The organism is Stenotrophomonas sp. ASS1 (assembly GCF_004346925.1).
GTDB lineage: Bacteria > Pseudomonadota > Gammaproteobacteria > Xanthomonadales > Xanthomonadaceae > Stenotrophomonas > Stenotrophomonas maltophilia_A.
Genome location: NZ_CP031167.1, coordinates 3535172 through 3556853, shown reverse-complemented (window position 1 = coordinate 3556853; position 21682 = coordinate 3535172). Strand labels below are relative to the sequence as shown.

Annotated in this window: 22 protein-coding genes, 1 tRNA gene and 1 pseudogene; 10 read left to right on the top strand and 14 right to left on the bottom strand. The window is 64.4% G+C overall.

What is annotated here, in order from left to right:
• Positions 1-118: 118 nt before the first annotated feature.
• The 4 genes from MG068_RS16545 to MG068_RS16530 form a co-directional block, all read right to left on the bottom strand.
• Entirely contained in the window at positions 119-1540 is a 1422-nt protein-coding gene (locus MG068_RS16545; protein ID WP_132810689.1) for a M28 family peptidase, read from the bottom strand.
• A 226-nt stretch (positions 1541-1766) separates the two neighbouring features.
• Positions 1767-2171 carry a large-conductance mechanosensitive channel protein MscL gene (mscL, locus tag MG068_RS16540; RefSeq protein ID WP_132810688.1) on the bottom strand — a complete coding sequence of 135 codons (405 nt, stop codon included), beginning with the start codon at positions 2169-2171 and terminating at the stop codon, positions 1767-1769.
• 55 nt (positions 2172-2226) lie between these two features.
• A complete protein-coding gene (locus MG068_RS16535) occupies positions 2227-2943 on the bottom strand; it encodes a fumarylacetoacetate hydrolase family protein (protein ID WP_032130205.1) in 717 nt (238 codons plus the stop codon).
• A 75-nt stretch (positions 2944-3018) separates the two neighbouring features.
• Positions 3019-3300 carry a hypothetical protein gene (locus MG068_RS16530; protein WP_005410817.1) on the bottom strand — a complete coding sequence of 94 codons (282 nt, stop codon included), beginning with the start codon at positions 3298-3300 and terminating at the stop codon, positions 3019-3021.
• Positions 3301-3478: 178 nt separating this feature from the next.
• On the opposite strand from MG068_RS16530, the gene MG068_RS16525 reads away from it, so the two are divergent.
• Positions 3479-3814 carry a Rieske (2Fe-2S) protein gene (locus MG068_RS16525; protein ID WP_132810687.1) on the top strand — a complete coding sequence of 112 codons (336 nt, stop codon included), beginning with the start codon at positions 3479-3481 and terminating at the stop codon, positions 3812-3814.
• A gap of 386 nt (positions 3815-4200) precedes the next feature.
• On the opposite strand, the gene MG068_RS16520 is transcribed toward MG068_RS16525, so the two are convergent.
• The 4 genes from MG068_RS16520 to thiS form a co-directional block, all read right to left on the bottom strand.
• Complete coding sequence (locus tag MG068_RS16520; RefSeq protein ID WP_010481466.1) at positions 4201-6048, bottom strand: SLC13 family permease; 1848 nt, start codon at positions 6046-6048, stop codon at positions 4201-4203.
• Positions 6049-6075: 27 nt separating this feature from the next.
• Positions 6076-6810 (bottom strand): tRNA (guanosine(46)-N7)-methyltransferase TrmB, encoded by a 735-nt coding sequence (gene trmB / locus MG068_RS16515; RefSeq protein WP_010481468.1) that lies wholly within the window; start codon positions 6808-6810, stop codon positions 6076-6078.
• Complete coding sequence (locus MG068_RS16510) at positions 6810-7604, bottom strand: thiazole synthase (protein ID WP_010481470.1); 795 nt, start codon at positions 7602-7604, stop codon at positions 6810-6812. Before MG068_RS16510 ends, trmB begins: the two co-directional genes overlap by 1 nt.
• Before the next feature lie 153 nt (positions 7605-7757).
• A complete protein-coding gene (gene thiS / locus MG068_RS16505; RefSeq protein ID WP_008265079.1) occupies positions 7758-7958 on the bottom strand; it encodes a sulfur carrier protein ThiS in 201 nt (66 codons plus the stop codon).
• Between the two features lie 207 nt (positions 7959-8165).
• Between thiS and MG068_RS16500 the strand changes: the two genes are divergently transcribed.
• Both MG068_RS16500 and MG068_RS16495 read left to right on the top strand, forming a co-directional pair.
• Positions 8166-10019 (top strand): autotransporter outer membrane beta-barrel domain-containing protein, encoded by a 1854-nt coding sequence (locus tag MG068_RS16500; RefSeq protein WP_132810686.1) that lies wholly within the window; start codon positions 8166-8168, stop codon positions 10017-10019.
• Between the two features lie 128 nt (positions 10020-10147).
• A tRNA-Gly gene (locus MG068_RS16495) sits at positions 10148-10221 on the top strand.
• Between the two features lie 89 nt (positions 10222-10310).
• Here the strand turns inward: MG068_RS16495 and MG068_RS16490 are convergent.
• Positions 10311-11048: a DUF2971 domain-containing protein gene (locus MG068_RS16490; protein WP_165929941.1), complete on the bottom strand. Its 738-nt coding sequence runs from the start codon at positions 11046-11048 to the stop codon at positions 10311-10313.
• A gap of 222 nt (positions 11049-11270) precedes the next feature.
• Complete coding sequence (locus tag MG068_RS16485; protein ID WP_240792085.1) at positions 11271-11906, bottom strand: tyrosine-type recombinase/integrase; 636 nt, start codon at positions 11904-11906, stop codon at positions 11271-11273.
• A 673-nt stretch (positions 11907-12579) separates the two neighbouring features.
• Between MG068_RS16485 and MG068_RS16480 the strand changes: the two genes are divergently transcribed.
• Both MG068_RS16480 and MG068_RS16475 read left to right on the top strand, forming a co-directional pair.
• Entirely contained in the window at positions 12580-13479 is a 900-nt protein-coding gene (locus MG068_RS16480) for a hypothetical protein (RefSeq protein WP_240792084.1), read from the top strand.
• Positions 13480-13956: 477 nt separating this feature from the next.
• A pseudogene (locus MG068_RS16475) lies at positions 13957-14453 on the top strand (hypothetical protein).
• Between the two features lie 307 nt (positions 14454-14760).
• Here MG068_RS16475 and MG068_RS16470 read toward each other — a convergent pair.
• A complete protein-coding gene (locus tag MG068_RS16470) occupies positions 14761-15498 on the bottom strand; it encodes a hypothetical protein (RefSeq protein ID WP_071229639.1) in 738 nt (245 codons plus the stop codon).
• Positions 15499-15794: 296 nt separating this feature from the next.
• On the opposite strand from MG068_RS16470, the gene MG068_RS16465 reads away from it, so the two are divergent.
• On the top strand, positions 15795-16199 hold the full coding sequence (locus MG068_RS16465) for a DUF805 domain-containing protein (protein WP_049425112.1): 405 nt from the start codon (positions 15795-15797) through the stop codon (positions 16197-16199).
• A 1-nt stretch (position 16200) separates the two neighbouring features.
• On the opposite strand, the gene MG068_RS16460 is transcribed toward MG068_RS16465, so the two are convergent.
• Positions 16201-17175 carry a PoNe immunity protein domain-containing protein gene (locus MG068_RS16460; RefSeq protein WP_240792083.1) on the bottom strand — a complete coding sequence of 325 codons (975 nt, stop codon included), beginning with the start codon at positions 17173-17175 and terminating at the stop codon, positions 16201-16203.
• On the opposite strand from MG068_RS16460, the gene MG068_RS16455 reads away from it, so the two are divergent.
• Complete coding sequence (locus tag MG068_RS16455) at positions 17144-18355, top strand: hypothetical protein (RefSeq protein WP_132810684.1); 1212 nt, start codon at positions 17144-17146, stop codon at positions 18353-18355. The two genes, MG068_RS16460 and MG068_RS16455, sit on opposite strands and share 32 nt — an antisense overlap.
• A 125-nt stretch (positions 18356-18480) precedes the next feature.
• Here MG068_RS16455 and MG068_RS16450 read toward each other — a convergent pair whose 3' ends face one another.
• Entirely contained in the window at positions 18481-18903 is a 423-nt protein-coding gene (locus tag MG068_RS16450) for an acyl-CoA thioesterase (RefSeq protein ID WP_032128832.1), read from the bottom strand.
• Between the two features lie 79 nt (positions 18904-18982).
• Positions 18983-19348 (bottom strand): hypothetical protein, encoded by a 366-nt coding sequence (locus MG068_RS16445; RefSeq protein ID WP_223224661.1) that lies wholly within the window; start codon positions 19346-19348, stop codon positions 18983-18985.
• Between the two features lie 167 nt (positions 19349-19515).
• Between MG068_RS16445 and rimK the strand changes: the two genes are divergently transcribed.
• From rimK to MG068_RS16430, 3 genes are all read left to right on the top strand, one after another.
• Complete coding sequence (gene rimK, locus MG068_RS16440) at positions 19516-20394, top strand: 30S ribosomal protein S6--L-glutamate ligase (protein WP_005418651.1); 879 nt, start codon at positions 19516-19518, stop codon at positions 20392-20394.
• Between the two features lie 245 nt (positions 20395-20639).
• Positions 20640-21116, top strand: coding sequence for a hypothetical protein (locus MG068_RS16435; RefSeq protein ID WP_132810683.1), 477 nt, complete (start codon positions 20640-20642; stop codon positions 21114-21116).
• Positions 21117-21205: 89 nt separating this feature from the next.
• Complete coding sequence (locus tag MG068_RS16430; protein WP_049425106.1) at positions 21206-21679, top strand: hypothetical protein; 474 nt, start codon at positions 21206-21208, stop codon at positions 21677-21679.
• Positions 21680-21682 lie beyond the last annotated feature (3 nt).

Sequence of the window (21682 nt, the reverse complement as noted above, 5' to 3'; positions counted from 1 at the left end):
CAGGCGAGGGCTCTGACCCTGCCGGGTTCCTGATTCAGGACCCGCCTTGGTGGGTGCGAACCTTGGTTCGCACCGCGCTTCCAGTTGTGCTCGCCGGGCATGGCCCGGCACTACCGCATCACTCGTTCGGAGGCGTGGTCGCCTTGGCTTCGCTGCCGAAACTACCATCGGCTTCCGCCGCCAGGTACGCGAACACGGCATATGCGGCTACGTTCTGCGCCAACGCCTTCGGGTCGATCTTGTCCAGCGTGTCGTCGGCGGTGTGGTGCAGGTGGAAGTAGTCCGAGCCGTCCTGCGCCAGCCACGCCCACGCGCCGCCCTTGGCGGCCAGCGGGCCGACGTCCGGGCCCGGGCCACCCTTGTCGGCCTGGTACTCGATGCCCAGCGGCTTCATCACTTCGGCAATCTGCTTCGTCGCTTCGCGCGAGCCTTCCGGGTTCGGCGAACCGGTATTGAAGGCATAGATGCGGCCGGCACCAAAGTCACTCTCGGCCGCCAGCTGGTGCAGGGCCACGTCCTTGGCATGCGCCTCGGCGTAGGCCTTGCCGCCGTAGAGACCCTGCTCCTCGTTGGCGAACGCGATCACACGGATGGTGCGCTTCGGCGCCTGCTTCAGCTGGCCGATCAGGTGGCCGGCGGCCATGGTGATGCCCACGCCCGCGCCGTCATCCACCGCGCCGGTGCCCAGATCCCATGAATCCAGGTGACCGCCGATCACCACCACTTCCTTCGGCAGGCTGCGGCCGGTGATCTCACCGATCACGTTGTACGAGGTGGCGGTGCCGTCCCAACCGCAGTCCAGCGCGACCTTCACCGTTGTCGCGCCGCGGGCCAGCAGGCGGGCCAGCTGGTCGGCGTCAGGCACCGACAGTGCTGCAGACGGCACCGGGGTCAGGCCGTCATCGAAACGGGTGATGCCGGTGTGCGGCACGCGGTGGGAGTCGGTACCGGCCGAGCGCATCAGGAAACCGACCGCGCCCTTGCGGATCGCTTCTGACGGTCCCTTGCTGCGGATTGCACCGCCGCGGCCGTAGTCGCGGCCATCGCGGAACGGCAGCATCTGGTAATCGACGAAGGCGATCTTGCCCTTCAGCGAACCGGCCGGTGCCGCCTGCAAGGCGGCCAGATCGGCGAAGCGCACCACCTCCGCTTCCACCGTGCCGCCCGGGCTGCCGCCCAGCGCAGTGATCTGCAGCGGCTGCGGGTTCTTGCCGGTCACGGCAGCGTGTTCACTGCGGCGCTCCCACTTCGGGAAGGTCACCGGTTCCTTCCACACCTTGTCGAAGCCCAGTGCCTTGAACTTGGCTTCGGCCCAGGCCACGGCGCGGGCGTCGGCCTCGCTGCCGGCGATGCGCGGGCCGATTTCGGTGGTGAGCGATTCGACCACCTTCCAGCCGGTGTCATCGGCCAGCGCCTGGTCGCGCAGCTGCGCGGCGGTGGCCAGCGACGCCGGGGGCAGGGTGGTGGTATGCGGCGCCGCGAAGGCCGGGGCGGCCAGCAGGGCGAGGGAGGATGCGATGGCAAGGACGCGGCGACGCATGGACAACTCCGGGAAGGGACCTAAGCCTTGGAGCTTAACAGTCGTTCAGCCCGGCGCATGGGCGGGAGGTCATGGCTGGCGCGAACGCTGTTTTCCGCCATGACCGGCAAAGCGAAAGCCCCGCCGGGGCGGGGCTTTCGTGCAGTCGCGGTAGTGCCGGCCGCTCGCCGGCTCCCCGCATGTTCCGATGTTGCCGGCCAGCGGCCGGCACTACCGTGCTGCGACCTTATTTCTTCAGGCTGTCGCGGATCTCGCGCAGCAGCACCACTTCCTCGGCCGGTGCGGCCGGCGCAGCTTCCTGCTTGCGCGAGAGGCGGTTGATCGCCTTGACCACGATGAAGATGGCGAAGGCCACGATCACGAACTGGATCAGCGTATTGATGAAGTCACCATAGCCGATCACCACGGCCGGGATTTCCTTGCCGTCGGCACCGATGCTGGCCGGTGACAACGTCCACGCCAACTGCGAGAAATCCACCTTGCCGATCAGCATGCCCAGCGGCGGCATGATGATCTTCTCGACCAGTGCGGTCACGATCTTACCGAAGGCCGCGCCGATCACCACGCCGACGGCGAGGTCGATGACGTTGCCGCGCATCGCGAATTCCTTGAACTCGGTGAGCATTCCCATTGTTGTTTTTCTCCGGTGGGGGAAGTGGACAGCGCGCAGGGTAGCGCAGGTGATGTCAGCCGGCGATCACGCCGTGGCGCTCGGCCACGTTTTCCAGGCGGGCACTGAAGCGGTCGCCGGGCTTCAGCGCGGCCACTCCGGACGGGGTACCCATGAACACCAGGTCGCCGGCACGCAGCTGCCACAGCTTGGACAGCTCATGCAGAATCTCCGGCACGTTCCAGATCATCTGGTCCAGCAGCGCCTGCTGGCGCACTTCGCCGTTGACCTCCAGCGACAGGTTCAGCGCGGCCAGGTCGCCGACTTCCTCGGCGTGGACGATTTCACTGATCGGCGCGGAAGCATCGAAGCCCTTGGCCGCATCCCACGGGTGGCCCTTGTCCTTGGCGGCGGCCTGCAGGTCGCGGCGGGTCAGGTCCAGTCCCACGGCATAGCCGTAGACCAGCGCCTCGGCGTCGGCCATGGCCAGCTCGCCCACGGGCGCGTCACGGCCGATCGCCACCACCAGCTCCACTTCGTGGTGCAGGTTGGCGGTTGCCGGGGGATAGGGAATGGCATCGTCGTGGCCGACCACGATCGCATCGGCCGGCTTGCTGAAGAACATCGGACGGCCGCGATCGTCGGCCGCCGGCACTGCTGCGCCCATTTCGCGGGCATGGTCGGCGAAGTTGCGGCCGACGCAGTAGATACGGTGCACGGGGAAACTGCCGCCACCGGCTACCGGCACACGCGGCAGGGCTACGGCAGGGATCACATCGGAGACATCGGACATGCGGGCATCCAGGAAGGGCGTGCCCGCAGTCTAGAACGCATGGCGCCCGCCGTCAGCGGGCGCGGAGGGCGTGGATCAACGCGAGGCCGGCAGCACCGGCTTGCGCACCACGCGGTACTCGCCTTCGACCACGGTCGGATCGACCGGACGGGCAACGCCCGGCTTGCGCGAGGCCAGCAGCTTCCACGCCAGGCCGACCAGGATCATCGCCGCACCGACGAACACGCCGATGAACACCATCGCCGCCAGGATCGCCAGGCCAAGCAGGCCCACGGCAACGCGCACCAGCGGGTGACGCGGCTTGCGCGGCGCGAACAGGGTGCGGAACTGGTTGAAGGCGGATGCGCGATTGAACATGGCGGCTCGATAGGCTGGGATCAGCGAAACCAGAGTATCGGGAGGTGCCACTGTCATTGAGTGAAAAACTCGTTAAATATAGCCTGTGCTTATTACGAATCAATGACTTGTGTTCATGTTGCAGCCAGTCACCTGAGCGGGCGTGCGACAATGCGCGTTTACTGTCCGAGCCTTCGCCATGACTGCCGCCGCTGCCCTGATCGCCCTTGATGCCATTGCCGATGGCGCGTTTGCCGAGGTCGAAGCGGTGGTTGATGGCGATGCCGAATCGCTGGTGCTGTACCGCGATGGCGCGCAGGTGCGTGCGTTCCTGAACATCTGCCCGCACGCCGGCCGTCGCCTGGACTGGGCGCCGGGCCAGTTCCTGAAGAGCCGCGAGGGCCACCTGGTGTGCGCCGCCCACGGCGCCTCGTTCGCGCTGGACAGCGGCGACTGCATCGCCGGCCCCTGCAAGGGCGATCGCCTGCGCGTGGTGCCGGTGGACGTGCGCGACGGGCAGGTTTATCTGGCCTGAGTCCAGGCCAGGGGTCGGATCCGTTTTCCGCAGGAAAGCGGCTCTGACCCCATCAGGCCAGAAGCAGTCGAGCATGGCTCGACTCTACAAAGGCATCCACGAGCATCCACGCATGGCGTGGATCTACTGTGTCGACCAAGGTCGACATCTACCAAAGCAGTGCAGGACGCCGTTCCGACAGATCGCAGAAATCTGTCGAAGGCGGGGTGGGTCCGGTTGCGGGGGCGTGAGCCGCATGGATGCGGCGACCGAGCTTACAGGGACGTACTTGCAGCGTCCCCCGCAACCGGACCCACCCCGCCATCCCACGGAATGCACGCTTTTGCCGTTGCCGTTGCTTCGGCCTCTGCGGGTGCAGGGCGCAGCCCTGCCAACAAACCCCAACCTCAGAACATCAGGTTGATCATCAGCACCACCACGCAGGTGTAGATCAACGACAGCGGGCCGCCGACCCGCCACATCTCGCGCGGGGTGTAGTTGGCCGGGCCGGTGATCATCGAAATCACCGGGTTGGAGGCCGTCATCAGGTTGTTGGACGCCGACAGCGCCACGATCAGCGCGAACGCCGTCGGGTTGCCGCCCGCCGCCAGCGCAAGGTTCACCGCAATGGGCACCATCACGATGGTGGCGCCCACATGGCTGATCACCAGCGAGAACGCCGTGGTCAGCAGCGCCAGCGCCACCTCCAGCACCCACACCGGGATGCCGGTGGGCAGCTTGTCGATGGTATGGCCGGCCACCCATGCCGCCGCGCCACTGGAATCCATCGCCCAGCCGAGCGGGATCAGCCCGGCCATCATGAACACCGTCTTCCAGTTGATCGAGGCATACGCCTCGTCCATGCGCAGCACGCCGGTCAGCAGCATGCCGGCCACGCCGGTCATCAGGGTCAGCGCCACGGGCAGCTTGCTGGTCAGCGCGATCAGGATGGTCAGTGCGAAGATCGCCATCGCGATCTTGAACTTGTGCGGACGCTGCTCGCCGGTCGGGTAGTCGGTCACCACCACGAAGTCACGGCTGCGGGCGGCCTGCGCCAGGTCGGTCCAGATGCTGTGGAAGACCAGCATGTCGCCGGCACGCAGCTGCACGTCGCGCACGTCCTCGCGGATCACCTGCTTGTCGCGGTTGATCGCCAGCAGGCTGATGCCGCGCTCCTTGCGCAGGCGCAGATCGGCCGCGCTCTTGCCGATCACGTTCGAGGTAGGCGGCACCACCGCTTCGGAAATGCCGGCGCGGCTGGGGTTGAACAGGTCGCCCAGGTGCTTCAGCCGCGAAGACATGCGCAGGAACTGGTTCTGCGCGAAATCGTTGATCTGCTCACGCGGGCCCATCGCGCCGAGCACGCTGCCAACCCAGATGCGCATCTCCGCCGGTGGCGCCAGACGGGTGTCATTGCCGGTTTTCAGGGCCAGCAGCAGCGGGGCATCGTGCAGGTTCTCGGCCTCGCCCAGGGTCATGCCCACCAGCGGGCTTTCGGCACTGACCACCAGCTCGAACACATCGCCTTCGATGCCATAGGTCTTGGCGAAGTAGCTCTCGGTGCGCGCGGGCGTAACCCCGTCGTTGACCAGGTTCTCTTCCTCGATCAGCTTGCGGTCGCCGTAGTAGCGGAAATACAGCAGCGAAGCGATCAGCAGCGCCACGCCGATCGGCAGCGGTGCGAACATGCGCAGCGGCTCGATGGTGGCCAGGCCGGAAGGCAGGTTGTTGTTGGCCGAGGCCAGCAGATCGTTCAGCAGGATCAGCGGTGAATTGCCGACCATGGTCAGCGCACCACCCATCACGATTGCCGCCGAAATGGGCAGCAGCAGGCGCTGCAGGGTCAACCCGGTGCGCGCGGCCAGTCGCGAGGCGACCGGCAGGTACAGCGCCATCACCGACGGGTTCTGCATGAAAGAGGAATTCAGGCCGGCAATGGCCGTGGTCATCATCAGCAGCCGCTGCTCGACACCATGGCCGCGCCGCAACAGCCAGGCGGCCAGCCGGTTCAGCGCCCCGGTGCGGTCCAGGCCCGCACCGAGGATGGTGGTGGCGATGATGCTCATCACCGCGTTACCGGAGAAGCCGCCGAAGATTTCCTCCGGCGCGATCAGCCCGGTGACACCGAGCACCACCAGGACCACCAGCGCGACCACGTCGGCGCGGATGCGCTCGAACAGGAACATCGCCATCGTGAAGCCGACCAGCCCGAGCACGAGCTTCATGTCGTTGGTCAGCGTCAGCGCGGTATCCATGTGGGGCGCGGTGTCCTCAGGCGATCGTCAGGTGCGGTCGTACAGCAGGTCCCAGACGCCGTGGCCGAGCTTCTGGCCGCGGGTCTCGAAGTGCGTCTGCGGCCGCCAGTCCGGGCGCGGCACGCTGCCACGCGGGCCGGCGCGGTTGACCAGGCCAGCGGTGGCGTCGAGCACGTCCCACATCTGCTCGGCGTAGTCTTCCCAGTCGGTGGCGCAGTGCAGGCGGCCGCCCGGGCGCAGCTTGCGCACCAGCAGCTCGGCAAATGCAGGCTGCAGCAGGCGGCGCTTGTTGTGGCGCTTCTTGTGCCACGGGTCCGGGAAGTAGATGCGCACTTCATCCAGCGCGCCATCGGCGATCTCGTTCTGCAGCACTTCCACCGCATCGTGGTGGTACAGGCGCACGTGGTCGGCGTTGTCGTCGGCCAGCGCGTTCAGCAGACGGCCCACGCCGGGGGCGTGCACCTCGATGCCGATGTAGTCGCGCGACGGGTCGTGCTGGGCAGCGAAGCGCAGCGCGGCACCGTTGCCGAAGCCGATTTCCAGCACCTTGTGCGCCGGGCGGCCGAAGGTGGCGTCCAGATCACGCGGCTGGCCGTTGTAGTCGATGCCGAAGCGCGGCCAGCGTTCGTCGAACGCGCGCTGCTGGGCAGGCGTGAAGCGGCCCTGGCGCAACACGAAGCTGCGCACCTCGCGGCGGCCCTCGCTCACGGTGAAGGGCTTGGGCGGGGCCTTGGAACCGGCGCTGTCGAAGGGATTGGTCATCAGCCGATCAACCCATCCACCGGAGAGGAGGCGCTGGCGTAGCGCTTGCGCGGGATGCGCCCGGCCAGGAAGGCCTCGCGGCCGGCCTCGACCGCCTTGCGCATCGCACTGGCCATCAGCACCGGGCTGCGCGCACCGGCAATGGCGGTGTTCATCAGCACGCCGTCGCAGCCCAGCTCCATCGCGATCGCCGCATCCGACGCGGTGCCCACGCCGGCGTCGACGATGATCGGCACCTTGGCGTCTTCGATGATCTGCAGCAGGTTGTACTTGTTCTGGATGCCCAGGCCCGAACCGATCGGCGCAGCCAGCGGCATCACCGCAGCGCAGCCGATCTCTTCCAGGCGCTTGGCCAGGATCGGGTCGTCGGAGGTGTAGACCATCACCTCGAAGCCGTCCTTGACCAGCTGTTCGGCGGCCTTGAGGGTCTGCACCACGTCCGGGTACAGCGACTTCTGGTCGCCCAGCACTTCCAGCTTGGTCAGGTTGTGGCCGTCCAGCAGTTCGCGCGCCAGCCGGCAGGTGCGCACCGCGTCTTCGGCGGTGTAGCAGCCGGCGGTGTTGGGCAGGATGGTGTAGCGCTCCGGCGGCAGCACGTCGAGCAGGTTCGGCTCGCCCGGGTTCTGCCCGATGTTGGTGCGGCGGATGGCCACGGTGACGATCTGGGCGCCTGCAGCCTCGGTGGCCAGGCGGGTTTCTTCCAGATCCTTGAACTTGCCGGTGCCGGTGAGCAGCCGCGAGCCATAGGTCTTGCCGGCGATCACCAGCGAATCGGGGGAGACATGAACGTTCATGGCGCGATTATCGCTTATCCGCCTGAAGATGGGATCACGCAATGGCGTGCAGGCCGTGGATGGGTAGGGGTAGTGCCGGCCGCTGGCCGGCAGATGTGAGGCGTCAGGCAGCGTCGGATTGCCGGCCAGTGGCCGGCACTGCCCGGGATGGCCTCAGCCCCCGCCCAGCGCGTGCACGATCTCCACCACGTCGCCTTCGGCCAGGACATGCTCGCCATGGCGGCTGCGGCTGACGATCTCGCCGTTGACCTCCACCGCCACCCGGCGCTGCAGCAGCTGCTCGGCCTCAAGCAGGTCGTGGAGGGTCGCCGAGGCGGGCAGGGTGCGGGGTTCGCCGTTGAGCTGGATGTTCATCCCTGCATTGTCGCTGATAGCCCGTCGGGATCGGAACGTTTGTAATTTGAACCGGGCGCCAGCTCCGGCACAGCAGGGTTCGGCGTGGTCAGGCGACAATCCATGCGGCGGCGCAGCGTGAGCAAACGGCGGCGCGGTGAAACCATTGACCGTGCGCCGGCGTACGTGCGCCGGATTCCAACTTGTTTACCCCACAGGAGTTCCTAGATGCAGCTCAGCAAACACCCGATCCGCTCCCTCATGGCGGCTGCGATCGCACTGGCCGCGCTGCCGGCCATGGCAGGCGAAAATCCGTACTCCAAGGCGGTGTTCTTCGGTGACAGCCTCACCGACGCCGGCTACTTCCGCCCGCTGCTGCCCGAGGCCACGCAGGGGCTCTCCGGCCAGTTCACCACCAACCCGGGCTGGGTGTGGTCGCAGCAGGTCGCCAATTACTACGGCCTCAACAAGGACCCCAACGGCAACGGCCAGAACGGCGACAACTACGCTGTCGGCGGCGCCCGCGTGTCGGTCGAAGGCAGCGGTGCCCTCGGCGCGATCCCGTCTCTGAAGTCGCAGGCGGCCCGCTACCTGGCGGCAAACGGTGGCAAGGCTGACCGTAACGCCCTGTATACCGTCTGGGGTGGCGCAAACGACCTGTTTGCCGCCGCCGGCGCTGCCGGTGCGGGTGCACCGCCGGCCCAGGTGCAGGGCATCATCGGCGCGGCGGTCACCGACCAGATCGCGCTGGTCGGTGCCCTGAAGCAGGCCGGTGCCCAGTACGTGCTGGTGCCGAACCTGCCGGACGTGGGCATCACCCCGCAGTTCCGCGGCCCGAACGCAGCAGCTGCCACCGCCATGTCGGTCGGCTACAACAAGGCGCTGTATGGCGGACTGAAGCAGGCGGGCATCGAGTTCATTCCGCTCGATACCTTCAGCATCCTGCGTGAAGTGACCGCCAACCCGGGCATGTACGGCTTCACCAACGTCACCGGCACCGCCTGCAAGATCAACCCGGCCAACACCACGGGCAGCATCATCGGCTGCAACCCGACCACCTACGTCAGCCCCGATGCGTACCAGACCTATCTGTTCGCCGATGGCGTGCATCCCACCGTTACCGGTCACCAGCTGCTGGGCCAGTACGCCGTCTCGGTGCTGGAGGCTCCGCGCCTGCAGCAGGTGCTGAGCCACTCGGCACAGACCGTCGGCCGTTCGCGTGCCGACCAGGTCAGCAACCACCTGGGCGCCCGTCCGGCCGATGGCCTGTCGTGGTGGGGTGGCGTGCGCGGTGACCTGCAGCGCTATGACCACGCCGACCTGTACGACGGCGTGGCGCCGGCCGGCCTGTTCGGTGTCGACTGGGCACGCAACGGCGTGGTGGTCGGCGGCTTCGCCGGCTTCGGTCGCATGAGTGCCGACTTCGGCAACAGCCGTGGCGACTTCACCCAGAAGGACACCACCGCCGGCCTGTTCGCGGCATGGTACGGCGACCGCGTCTGGGTCAACGGCCAGGTCAGCTACACCTGGTTGTCGTATGACGTGAACCGCAAGGTCCAGCTGGGCCCGGCCACCCGCGAACACGGTGGTTCCCCGGATGGCAGCAACCTGACCGCCGCACTGAACGCCGGTTACGAGTTCGGCACCGAAGGTGGCTTCCGTCATGGCCCGGTCGCTGCGGTGATCTGGCAGAAGGTCAAGATCGACGGTTACAGCGAAAGCGCCGCTGCGGGCACGCTGGCCACCGCCCTGGGCTACGACCGCCAGAACGTCGACTCGACCGTCGGCCGCATCGGCTGGCAGGCCCGCTTCGATGGCGGCACCGTCAAGCCGTACGTGCAGGTGACCTACGACCACGAGTTCGAGGACACCAAGCAGGCCAGCGCGTGGCTGCAGACCCTGCCGGAACTGGGCAGCTACCGCGTGCCGGGCCTGGACTTCGACAAGAACTACGCCACCGCTGTTCTGGGTGCGCGCATGGACCTGTTCGGCCTGCAGGGCAACGTTGGCCTGAGCACCACGGCCGCGCAGAAGCGCGCCCGTGACGCGACGATCTTCGCCACCGTGGGTGGCAGCTTCTGATGAATGCAACATCCCGGGCACCGCAAGGTGCCTGGGATGCCTGCACGGCAGCGCCGGGTCATGCCCGGCGGGTGCGGCGGCCACCATTGCGCAACACCGGCCGCTCCGCATAGACTTTCACCCGCAATGCGGGCGTAGCTCAATGGTAGAGCTGTAGCTTCCCAAGCTACTGACGTGGGTTCGATTCCCATCGCCCGCTCCATGTCTCCCAAGGGTTTGCGGCCTATTCGACCGCTCCGCAAATCCCGGCGCGCTCCGCAATGGACCGCCTCGATCTGCGTCCTGATGCTATCAACGGTAGGACGCCCGTGATCTTGTGACCTGGACGTCTGTCAGTCCAAGCGTCTCCAACATGATCGAAATCGCAGAGGTCAGACTTTGGTTCTTGGGTCCGATGATGACCTCTCGAATCGGGCTCTCACCGTCGGGTCCAATGAAAGTCAGATCTAGGTGAGGGACCGGCGCTCCTTCTTTCATAAAGAATTTCACGGGAAGCGCCTCTTGGTGAGAGCCGAACGCTATGCCGGGCTCGTCGACAAGCTTGTTGCCCTGTCCACTCCTCTGAAATCGCACCAGGTGAAGTAGACGCACTTCTTTCTCTTCGTCAAATGCTGGATTCTTGTAGGCGCTTAGATCCATCGCGAGTTTGAACGTCAACTCGAAGAACAAGTCATCGTTTCCCGGATCGGCTTGCATCAGTTTATGCAGCGCTAGGACAAAGTCCGCGACTTCTGTTACCTGCTCAGCTTCGCTGTAGCAGACTCGGAGGGGCGTAACTGGCAGGCGTAGGAGTGTCTTGGCGTCGAAGCCGATGCAGAATCCCAGCCCGTCTTGTGAGTATGCTCGCCACTGGCTCAACGTGTCGCCATCTGTCGAAAGACAAGATGCGAGAGGAAGCGCAGCTGCTCCCGAACCACTGAAAACCGCATCGATGCGGTCCAAAAAATCGATGCCGACAGTATCGTGGACCTGAGTGGCAGCATTCTCCCAAACCCGATATCCCCAGTGCATTTCGAGGTAGTCGTTCATCGAGAAAATGTCGCAGAAGCGAAGCTTCTTGCCTGAGCAAATTACTAGAAATGTCTCTGGGGAGCAGTAGTGATAGAGGATAGCGTCCTCTGTCGGGTAATAGGCTCTAGGAAGTGTCATTACTCGTTCCATGTAAATGATCGGCGCCCAGTCTGTTGAACTTAAAGGGTCTTCGCAAGACTGTATGAAGGAAGTGGTGGCGCCGAGCTACCATTTCCTGGGCTAGCGGGTTGGCGTGGCCTTGGACCCCCTCTTCTTTCGCACGTAGATTTCGGTCGTGGTGACCGATGAATGCCCCAGCTGGTGCTGCGCCTCGCGAATGTCCTTTGCCGAATCGGTCTTGTCTGTACCCGCCTTGGCGCGGAGATCTCGGAACTGGAACTCCCCCTTTGCAATGCCCGCTGTCTCCCGGGCCCTGTCGAACCGGTAGCGCAGGGCCGCGCGCCCCAAGGCTAGGCCGTCGTCGTCTACGATCAGCCGCATGCTGTAGACCTTATCTCGCCCGTTCGGGCACTTCTTCCCCTTACGTTTTGCAATGCGCTCAAGCAGCGTAGCCAGCTCGCCAGTGATCTCCATGGTGACCCGGTTGCTGGTCTTCGACTGCTGGATGATGAGGCCGCGCGATGTGACTTGGCGGACGTCCATGGCCCACACATCACCGACGCGCTGACCGGTCAGATAGGCTAGGTCCATGGCGTCGCGCAGGGCGGCATCGGCGTGGGCATAGACCGCCTCCAACGCATCGTCATCCACGTAGACGTCGCGACCGGCTTCCTTGTTCCGCCGGATGCCTTCGCACGGTTTGGGTAGATCGGTGATGCCATTGCCGCTGGCGAGTGTCAGCCTACACGGGCTCATGGTTTGTGTTCGGAACGGTGTGGGTGTACGACTCGGTTGTGACTGGGACGCCGGGCAAGACCGGCATCGAAGTCTACCGAGAGCACACCGGTGAGCTGGCCTTCGCTTCGTGGGCGAAGCTCCTACGCATCATGGGCGTAACCACGGCCCCATTCGGTGCAGCAGAGGGCGCCTGCATGCAAGTGCCGGCTGGCAGACGCTACGCGGTGATCTCGTCTCGTTCGTGTCAGCGGATTGAGCGCGGCGTGGGCTTCTGGCTGACCGGGCCGCAGGGGGATGGGACCGGTGCAGCGGGTTCGGGGCACTTCTAGTATGCCGGCGCGACTGCCCTGATCCCGCAGTCCGACAATGCGACACAGTTCAGCGCATCGGGCCACTTCGTGCTGATCGACCTGACCGGTCACTGAGCTGCAGCGTCAGGACGAATGAACGAGGCGCAGTGTCAGGATGAGATCGCGCGGAGTTCAGCGCAGATCATCCTCGGGTTCTAGAGTTAAGCGGGTTTGCCATTCGCAAAAGCTCAGCAAACTGCGCAAAAAGAGAGCGTTCTTGCGCGGTTCGAAGTGGACAAGATGACTTCTTGCACTTCGGTTGGATGGTGGCTTTTGCACCGCTGCGCCCAGCTGTTTTTTAGCGGATGTGAAGCCTGTTTCACATTTGTGAAAGCTGCTGTATGTTCGTTTCCCCTAGCTTTTCTCAAGGAATAGAAGACGTGGCAGGAAGTGTAGTTTTCAAATGGATGAGTGCGGCGACCCTGACTGTGATGGCTTGGCTTGGAGGGCCATCCGACGTCCATGCGCAACAGGTCGTAACGCGCGATTGCGATGGCTGCAGTTGGCCGCAAATGGAGGGTATGGCCCAGTCATTTGCGAAGGGAATGACCATCCCATCGCACAAGATCATCTACATCTTGAACCCTTCAGGAGATATGGCACGAAAGTTCAGCGTGATGCGGGACCGTGAAGGTGGCATTCGATGCGACAAGATGGAACCTGGCGCGATGGATTGCGAGCCTTTCATCATCGTTGATGAGCTTCCGGTGGAGCAGCCCGCCATTAGCTACCTGCAGTTCAAACGCATCGTCGCTCAGTCGGTAATCACTTTGTCTGAGCCGGGTTTCCCCACCAACGTCTACGATGATCTCCAGAATCCACAACGACGGGATGCTGTGAGCAAGTATCTCGAGTTTCGATTCGAAACCTACATCTATCTTGCTTCGGGCGCCCACTCTCTTGGCATCGATGTGTTCGCGCCGCAAGCGATCAAGTATTCGGACGGGTCTGGGGCGTCATACAACTACAGTATTATGAACCGTCGCTGGGAGCCTAACGTGCTCTTGTATAAGGACAGGTTGGGACACACTATCCCTCTCAGCGTCACGCAGCTGAGTGAGGGGCGTGGCGGTGTTATCAATCGTTATGATTTCTCCGCAGGCAATGCAACCGATATGGCCAGTTTCGTCAATGCGCTGCTCAATATTGGCGTGCCAGTCACTGGGTCCGGCACCAGGACGATCACGTGCACTAGCACGATTCGGCTGACAGAAGTTAAAGTGGTGTGCAATAAAGACTAAGGAGCAGTGCGATGCGCGTTTCACCAGGGCTCGGATCCGCAGTTCTTTTTGCTGCCTCTTTTTTGGGGGTTGTACTTTGTGGAACCGTACTACCGATGAGCTCTGAAGGATCTCCGCAGCTGAAGCCATGGATGCTTGATGGTCTGCTTGTCTGTGGTGCTGTTGCAGTTCTGAGTGCGCCGTTTGGCTGGCGTGGATTCTTGAACTGGCGTTCGCATCGGACGAAGTGACATGGTGAGAGGGGACTGACAAGTCCTGTCGTCCCCTCTCATTGGAAGAACCCCGAACGTGAGTGGGTGGTTGCCCGATACCGCGCGTCAGCCGTTGTGGGCATTCTGACTGTGCCGGATCCGGCGCCGCAGGCAGCTCAACCCGGGGGCGCGTGAGCAGCGCCGCGCCGGTACTCAGTCCGAACGATTCAGGCAGGTCGCAGCCGCGTTCGCAGGATCTGCGACGGCCGATCGTATCCTCCCGGCCATGATCTCCTCCGCCTACCAAGGCTTCCGCACCGCGCCGATCCCGTCTGGCTGGGTCCAGACCGGGGAACGTTGGGATCTGTGGTGGAACGGACGCTCAATCGCCAGTATCGCTCCGGCTCCCGGCCGTGGTGTCCGCCTTCAATTGGATGCGCGAAAGATCTTCGAGACCAAGAAGGTTTTTGCCGCCAGCATGTCTCAAGGCAAGCGCTACGCCGAACGCTGGTGCGCCGCCAGGTTGTACTCCGATCTGCCTTGCGCGAGGCCGTTGTCCGCTTGACCGACAGCACCCCGATTCAGTCGGCACCGTCCGGCCTTCCGCCAACCCGCGAGCAGCAGCAACAGGCCCGGCGCTTGGCCGAGGCGACGGCTACCGCCACGGCGCGGGTCAGGGAAGCGTTGGAGCCGGCCAAGCCGCCGGCGACCAAGCCCCGCCCGAAGGACGCCCGCAAGGCGTGGGTGAGGGCAGGGCTTCAGCAGCTGCAGCGTGGTGTCTGAGAGGCCCGAGAGCGCTCCGCAATTGCTGCGGATGCTGCGTTTCTCTCGATAAAAATGAACCTGCACTGCGGCGCATTGCGGAGCGGAAATTGGTAAGCCGTTGAATCGTAGAGATTCCTGACGAGCTTCCCAAGCTACTGACGTGGGTTCGATTCCCATCGCCCGCTCCATGTCTCCAGGGGATTCACCCCAAGCGGACGCGGCGCAATCGTTGAACCACACCCCAGTCCAGCGTGTGGCAACGGCGCCGGAACCTCATTCTTCAATGCGTCGGGCTGTGGCTCCTCCGAACCACAGCCCGGGTGGCTTATGCGCCCGCTTGCGCAGCCGCGTCCTTGGCCGCGGCAGTGACGGAACTCCCGAAACCGGTATAGGTCGATCCGTTGCAGTGCAGGTATGCGCGGAAGACGACGCCATTCAACTCGGCGTTGTCAAAATAGCAGTGCGTACCGGTCTTGGATGATTTCTTCACAAGCCGCATTGCCATTGCGTTTGAATCGTCGACGCTGGAGCCAAGACCGGCAACGCTCCAGGACTGGCCCGGGCGGTTGCAGGTGTAGGGATACTTATAGCCATGCGCCGACCCATAGTAGTAGTCGACATTGCACCAGGCCTGCGTCGCCGCCAGGTTGATGGCCAGCTCAAGCACGTTCTGTCCCGCAGTGGTGGTCGTCATGCCGTAGGCGGAAAGCGGAGAGGAACTGCATTCCGCTTTGATGCCAACACCCGGTGCCGGGATGCTGACATAGGGATCGCGTGCGAAGACACTGCAGACGGGTCCTTCCTCGGCGACGGCAAGGAAGCCATTGGCGTTGGCCGTCGCAGCATCGATATTGCTGCCAACGCCAGCGACCGTTCCATTCGTGCCGCAGCGCCGGATCACCACCCCTCCGCCGTTCGGCAGCATGTCCATGCCGGGGTCGCAGATGCCAGGCCCGATCGAGGATGCCCCTGCCGGTCCGGTGTAATCACGTTCGGCGTTTGCGGCCATCGGGGCCTGCGCGGAAAGCAGTGCAAGCATCAGCGGAAAAGAAATCGCAGCCATTCAAAACCTCGAATCCATGAGTGAGTCGTGACGCTAGCAGAGGCGCCATTCTGGAAAACTGGAATTCGACCAATCCGCCACTGCTGCAAGCCAGTGATTCGATTCAGAATGCCCACGCCCATGGAAATGTGCGGTAGTTCGCGCTGCGTCTCCGGCTGCGCGGCTGCTGCGGCTGGCTCCTGCAACCTCCGCTGTCTGCCGGGCCTGCCGGGCCGCAGGGTTCAGTTGGTGCTGGGCTTGGGGATGCTAAAAGATCGTTAACCCTTGCCTCCCATCGTCCGCTGCCCGGAGCGCGAATGATCCCCGCACTTTTGCCCCTCAGGCGTTGCTTTGATTTTTCAGGGCGATCCAACCGGAAGGAGTTCTGGTCATACTCCCTGTCTGCTGCCCTTGTGGTGGCAGTGGGCTACACCTTGATGGACGGCGGATACTGGCTGACGGGCACCGTGCTGCTCGACGGGGAGGCCTTCGAGCCATTCCGGACGCTGGGGTGGGTCATGACGGTCTGCGCGGTCATCGTCCTCCTTCCGCCCATGCTGGCCCTGGCCGTTCGACGACTGCACGACATCGACGAGTCCGGCTGGTACGTCGTGATCGCCTTCATCCCGTTGGGTGTGTTCGTCCTCTTCCCGGTCATGCTTCTGCCGGGCAACGAGGAAGAGAATCGATTCGGCGGTGTTTCCGGCCTGCCGGGTGCCTGACTCAACGCCGGGCGAAGTCCACCAGGTCGGAAGGGTAGTGGGGGCAGGTGCGTAGCGTGGCGTCGTCACCGCCATACAGCACCACCAGCGCAGCCACTTCAAGTGCCCAGTAGCCCCACGCGTTCGGCCCGATCAGGCGCCGGGTCCGCTTTTGAGCCTTTGGCGGCAGCAGGAAGAAGTCGCGGTACTGCATCTGCAGGTAGCCGGCCAGAAGTGAAGGGTCGAACGCTTCACCGTCGCGCAGCGGCGCGAACAGCTCGGCGAACGGTCGCGGATGAAAGACCTCATCACTGGCTTCCACCAGGCCCAGCGCCGGCGCGCTGAGGTAGTCCAGCACGCGGTCGGTGTCGAAACAGAGCACCTTCTCCACCAGCGCCGGCAGGCGTTCCTGCGCATCCAGCAGCACGCCCAGTGACAACAGCTGCAGTGCGTACTCGTAGTGCTGCGTTGTACGCGATTGCAACGACGCAGCCAGCGCGATGTCGTGGCCTTGCTGTTGCAGGCTGTCCCGGGCAAGGGCCAGCAAATGCGCTTGCTCGAGCCAGAGATCTGCTACGTCGGCATGCATCTGCTGCAACGCCGCGGGGGCGAAGCCGCGGTCGATGCCTTTCAGCAGCAGGTTGCTGCCGGTCTGTGCAACCGTCTCCCAGCCGTAGGCATGCTCCAGGGCCGCATGTCCCTGCAGCGGTTCCTCCACAGATTCACCGCCATTGCGCGCATGGCGTGCAAGCAAGGCCATGCCTGCGTTCCAGTCCGCCTGCCAATCCGGCAGGCGAAGCGTGCGGCGCGGCTGGCCCGGGGCCTTGGCCAGTGCTCTCCATCGCGGCAGCATGTCCTGCAGCAGATTCCGGCGATTCACGGCAGTCATCGATTCCATCATCAGCGAGAGTCTAGCGGCATTGCCGGTTCGAACCCCATTGCCTGGCACAGCGTTGAAGGTTTGAATGGTGCACAGTCGCCGCCACCCAGCCTGCATGACCGTTGATCGAATCGCCCTCCGCCGTTTCACCCAGTGGCTGCCGTTCCTGATATGGGTAGCGATCTGCGTGGTGTGGTGGTCGCCTTGGGGTGTGGTCGTTGGCCTGGCCGCATGCCTTGCCCTGGGCGGCGTGCTGCAGCACTTCGATCTGGTCGGCGATGCCGTAGGGGGCGCACTGCTGCGCTCGCGGGCGAAGCTGCCCTTCGCCACCCGGCCGCCCACGCATGATGTGCTGTTGGATTGGGGCGAGCTGGGCATGGGCGGGCCGGCCTACGGCACCCTGATGCTGCGCGATGGCGCCATTGTCGAGGGCGTATCCACCGCAGGCAGCCACGATGCCAGCGGCGAGTGGCTGGCGCTGGCGGGCAGCGCGCTGCGTTTGGCCAGTGGCTACAGTGATCGCAGCGAAGCGGTGATCGTCTACGACGAAGCGGACAAGAGGGTGATGCACCTGCTGGCGATTGTTCCCAGCCTGTTCTGGCAGGAACTGCACGAGCGCCGGCAGCTTGGCGGGGATGCCGAAGCCGCGATGTGGTTGCGGGATATTCCCAGTCGATCGACCACGCTGCGCCCCTGCCGGGGTCTATGGCTGGAACAGGAGCATCCGGCGCTGGCCGCCGGGGTGCCGCAGGTGTTGCGGCATGTCCTGCCTGATGCCCGGGTGCTGCAGGCCATCCCGCTCCTTCCCGACGACCTGCGCCTGACTGCGCATCCGACCTTGTTCGCGCGCATCTGCCCGTACGCGCTCTGTCTTGATGGCACGCCCAGTGACCGTCATGCCTGCGATCTGGAGACGGTCATTGCCAGCCCGTCCGGTCGATGCGTGGTGGTGGCGGGAAGCGTGCTTGATGGGGATCTGCGTCCCATCGAGGGCGTATGGCTCGTCCACTGGCAGGGGCGTTGGCAGGCCATTGGCCGCCGTGCGATGGGCGGCACTGGCAAGACCCGGAGTGGGGCCTGGATCGATGTCATCGCGGTCGGCGATGACGGAACGCTTCGCTGCGAAGCCTATGAGGAACACTGGACGTTCGAGGCGATCACACGCATCCCCACGCCACACACGGCATTGGCGCTGCCTGTGGAATGGCGGGAAACCGCATTGGCCGTGCGTGTCCGCGATGGGTGCTTCTCGCTGCGCCTGCCCCGCGCGGATCAGCGGCCCTCAGTCACAGGTTAGACTGCGTCGAATCAAGCAGGGAGGTTCCGGCATGCGTCGTCGATGCAGGCCGGGAAAGCGCTGGAAAAGCTGAAGAAATGGGCTGCGGGCAGTACCGAGTGCGGATGACCGGACTTCCGTAGGGCTCATGCGCCTGCCGCCTGCACCTGTTGCGCATACTCCTCGGTAAACAGCCCTGACAATGCCCGGCGCTGCTCTGCATCGATGGCGCGCGAGGCGTTGGTTGTGTAGTCGAAATGCACCATCACGCAGCGCCCGCTGGCCACCAGGGCCTCGAACTGGAACGCCTGCTGCACGATCGACAGCGAGGAGCGGCCGATGTTTTCGATGCGGGTCTCGATGCGCACTTCGTGTCCCGGCTGTATCTGCTGCAGGAAGTCGATCTCGTAGCGGCGCAGGATCAGCGTCAGGTCGCGCATGCTGGCCTCGCGGCTGAAATGGCGGAAGATCTCCTGGCGACCTTCCTCGAACCAGACGGGCAGGGCGGTGTTGGTGACGTGGCCGAGTACATCCACTTCGGAGAAACGCGGAAGGATCGTCAACGGCATGAAGTCTCCGGGGTGTAGTGGGTGGGGTCTCCGGCGACGATGCTGCCATCGCCGGAGACAGTGCGGCGACTACCGGCTGTCAGTCTGAGTAGAAGCCGTTGCCGAGGGTGCCGGGCAGGCCGGGTTCCGGCCACGGCATCAGTGACGTGCAGGCGTCGTACAGCGTGCAGAAGTCCTGCCGCAGTTGTGCAGGCACCCAGCTGCCATAGGAAACGTCGGTCGAGTCGCCCTGGCAGGCGTAGGAAACATCGATCCAGCGGGTATTGGCGTGTGAGGCAACGCCCTGGTGCTGTGTCTTGCCCGTGCAGTAGCGCAGGCCCTGGCCGATCAGGGTGTTGTTGGCATCGAAGTAGAGCCGGGAGACTGCATGGGTTGGCGCAGCCTGTACGTGTGCGGCGCTCCCCATCAGGCCAAACAGCAACAACAGCGGAATTCCCATTCGCATCTGTGGTTCTCCTTGGGTTGTGTAAGCCGGCCGTGTCCTGTCCTGTAGCCGGCAACAGCCATCTTCGCACAGCCCCGGCAGGCACGCAGATGCGGCGGTCTGCAGGGCATCATCCGCCCGCCACACGCCCGCGCTATGCTGCGCGCCTGCCGCCCGATCCTGCCGCGATGAAGCTCGCCATCCTGTCCCGCAACAGCTCCCTGTACTCCACCCGCCGGCTGGTCGAGGCGGCCCGCGCGCGCGGCCACACCGTTCGCATCCTCGACCCGCTGCGCTGCTACATGCGCATCGCCGCCGATGGTTTTTCGATGCACTACAAGGGCCGGCCGATGACCGGCGTGGACATGGTCATCCCGCGCATCGGCGCCTCGATCACCCGCTATGGCACCGCCGTGCTGCGCCAGTTCGAGCTGATGGGTGCGCGCACTCCCAACCCGTCCGATGCGATCCTGCGTTCGCGCGACAAGCTGCGCGCGCACCAGTTGCTGGCAGCCAAGGGCATCGACATGCCGGTCACCGTGTTCGGCGACAACCCCGATGACACCGTCGACCTGCTGTCGATGCTCGGTCCGCCGCCGCACGTGGTGAAGCTCAACGAGGGCACCCAGGGACGGGGCGTGATCCTCACCGAGAAGGCCAGCGCTTCGCGTGGCATCGTCGAGGCCCTGCGGGGCCTGTACGCCAACTTCCTGATGCAGGAGTTCATCGGGGAAGCCAAGGGCGCCGACCTGCGCTGCTTCGTGGTCGGTGACCAGGTGGTGGCGTCGATGCAGCGCCAGGCGCCGGAAGGTGACTTCCGCTCCAACCTGCATGCCGGCGGCACCGCGGTGGCGGCCAAGGCCAGCCGCGCCGAACAGCAGGTGGCGGTGCGTTCGGCCAAGGCGCTGGGCCTGTCGGTCTGTGGCGTGGACCTGATCCGCTCCGCGCGTGGGCCGCTGGTGCTGGAGGTCAACTCCACGCCAGGGCTGGAGGGCATCGAAGCCGCCTGCGGGGTGGATGTGGCCACGCGTATCATCGAGCACGTCGAGAAGATAAAAAAGCCGTAATTAATCAATGGCTTGAAATTCTCATGGGCAAATGAGGCCAGCTTTAACGCGCCTTTAATCGGCGCCGGCGTAGCCTTCAGCGAACCGCAGCTCTGCCTCTCAGCAGGATCGGTATCGGGATACGACTTCAGACCCAGGCGGGGCACCGTCTGGGTCTTTTTTATGCCGCCGGAAGTCCCTTGTGGAGGCAGCGTGACGGCCGTAGAGTGGCGCCCATCGTTCCTGGATGGATCCGGAGGCTGGCGATGTACCGCATCACGATGATCGCGTTGTTGCTGGGGCTGTCTGGTGCTGTCTCCGCCAAGCCGGAGAAGACCGCCATACAGATGGATGGGCAGGCCCCGGTGGCCGAGCAGGTCCGGCGGGTTGAGAAGGCCCTCGATGACGGCGAGTACAGCGAGATTTCCGCCGATGACCGCGCCCAGGTGCAGCAGGCACTGGCGCGCATCACCCAGCGCATGGGCGACCACCGCATGCTTCAGGAGCTCCCGCCGCAGGTCCAGGCGGAGGTGTTCAACGACCAGGAGCGTATCAATACCGTTCTTGTCCGCGCCCACGAGGACAGCCGCCAGATCTGCCAGCACACCCGCACCACCGGCAGCAACATGCCTAAAAGCCGCTGCCTGACCGTGGCCGAGCGCCGCCGGATCGAAGAAAAGGGCAAGGCCCTGCTCAACGACCAGCGCACCTTCAACAACTTCAACCCTGCCACCAACCACTAGGCCGTCCGATGCCCCTGCGCATGGCACTTGCTGGCGTGAAGGTGGTGCGAATACAGTCAACACTCAACTCAAACAAGGATTCGTTTGTCATGAAGTCCCTCCTGATGTCGGCGGTCCTGATCTCGGGCCTGACCCTGGCCACCGCCGCCTCTGCATCGAACCAGTCCGGTGAGGTCTTTATCCCCGGCAAGCCGCTGCAGCAGCAGATCGAGCGCATCGAAATCGAACTCAACGATGGCGAGACCTACAGCGAACTGAAGCAGGCCGACCGCAGCCGTGTACGCGAGGCGCTGGTGCGCATGCGTACGGCCGTCGAGCAGCATCCTGACCGCGATTCCATGCCTGAACAGGTACGAACCGATGTCTTCAACGACCAGCAGATCGTGAACACGGTTTTGACACAGGCACGTGAAGATAGTCGTCTAATATGCCAACGTGAAAAGGCCACGGGTTCGAACCGGTCCACGACGCAGTGCACTACCGTTGCCGAGCGCGCCCGGCGGAAGGACAAGGCACAGCGTGATATGGGCCAGGCCCAGCGCATCGGCAAATTCGTAAATTAGAGG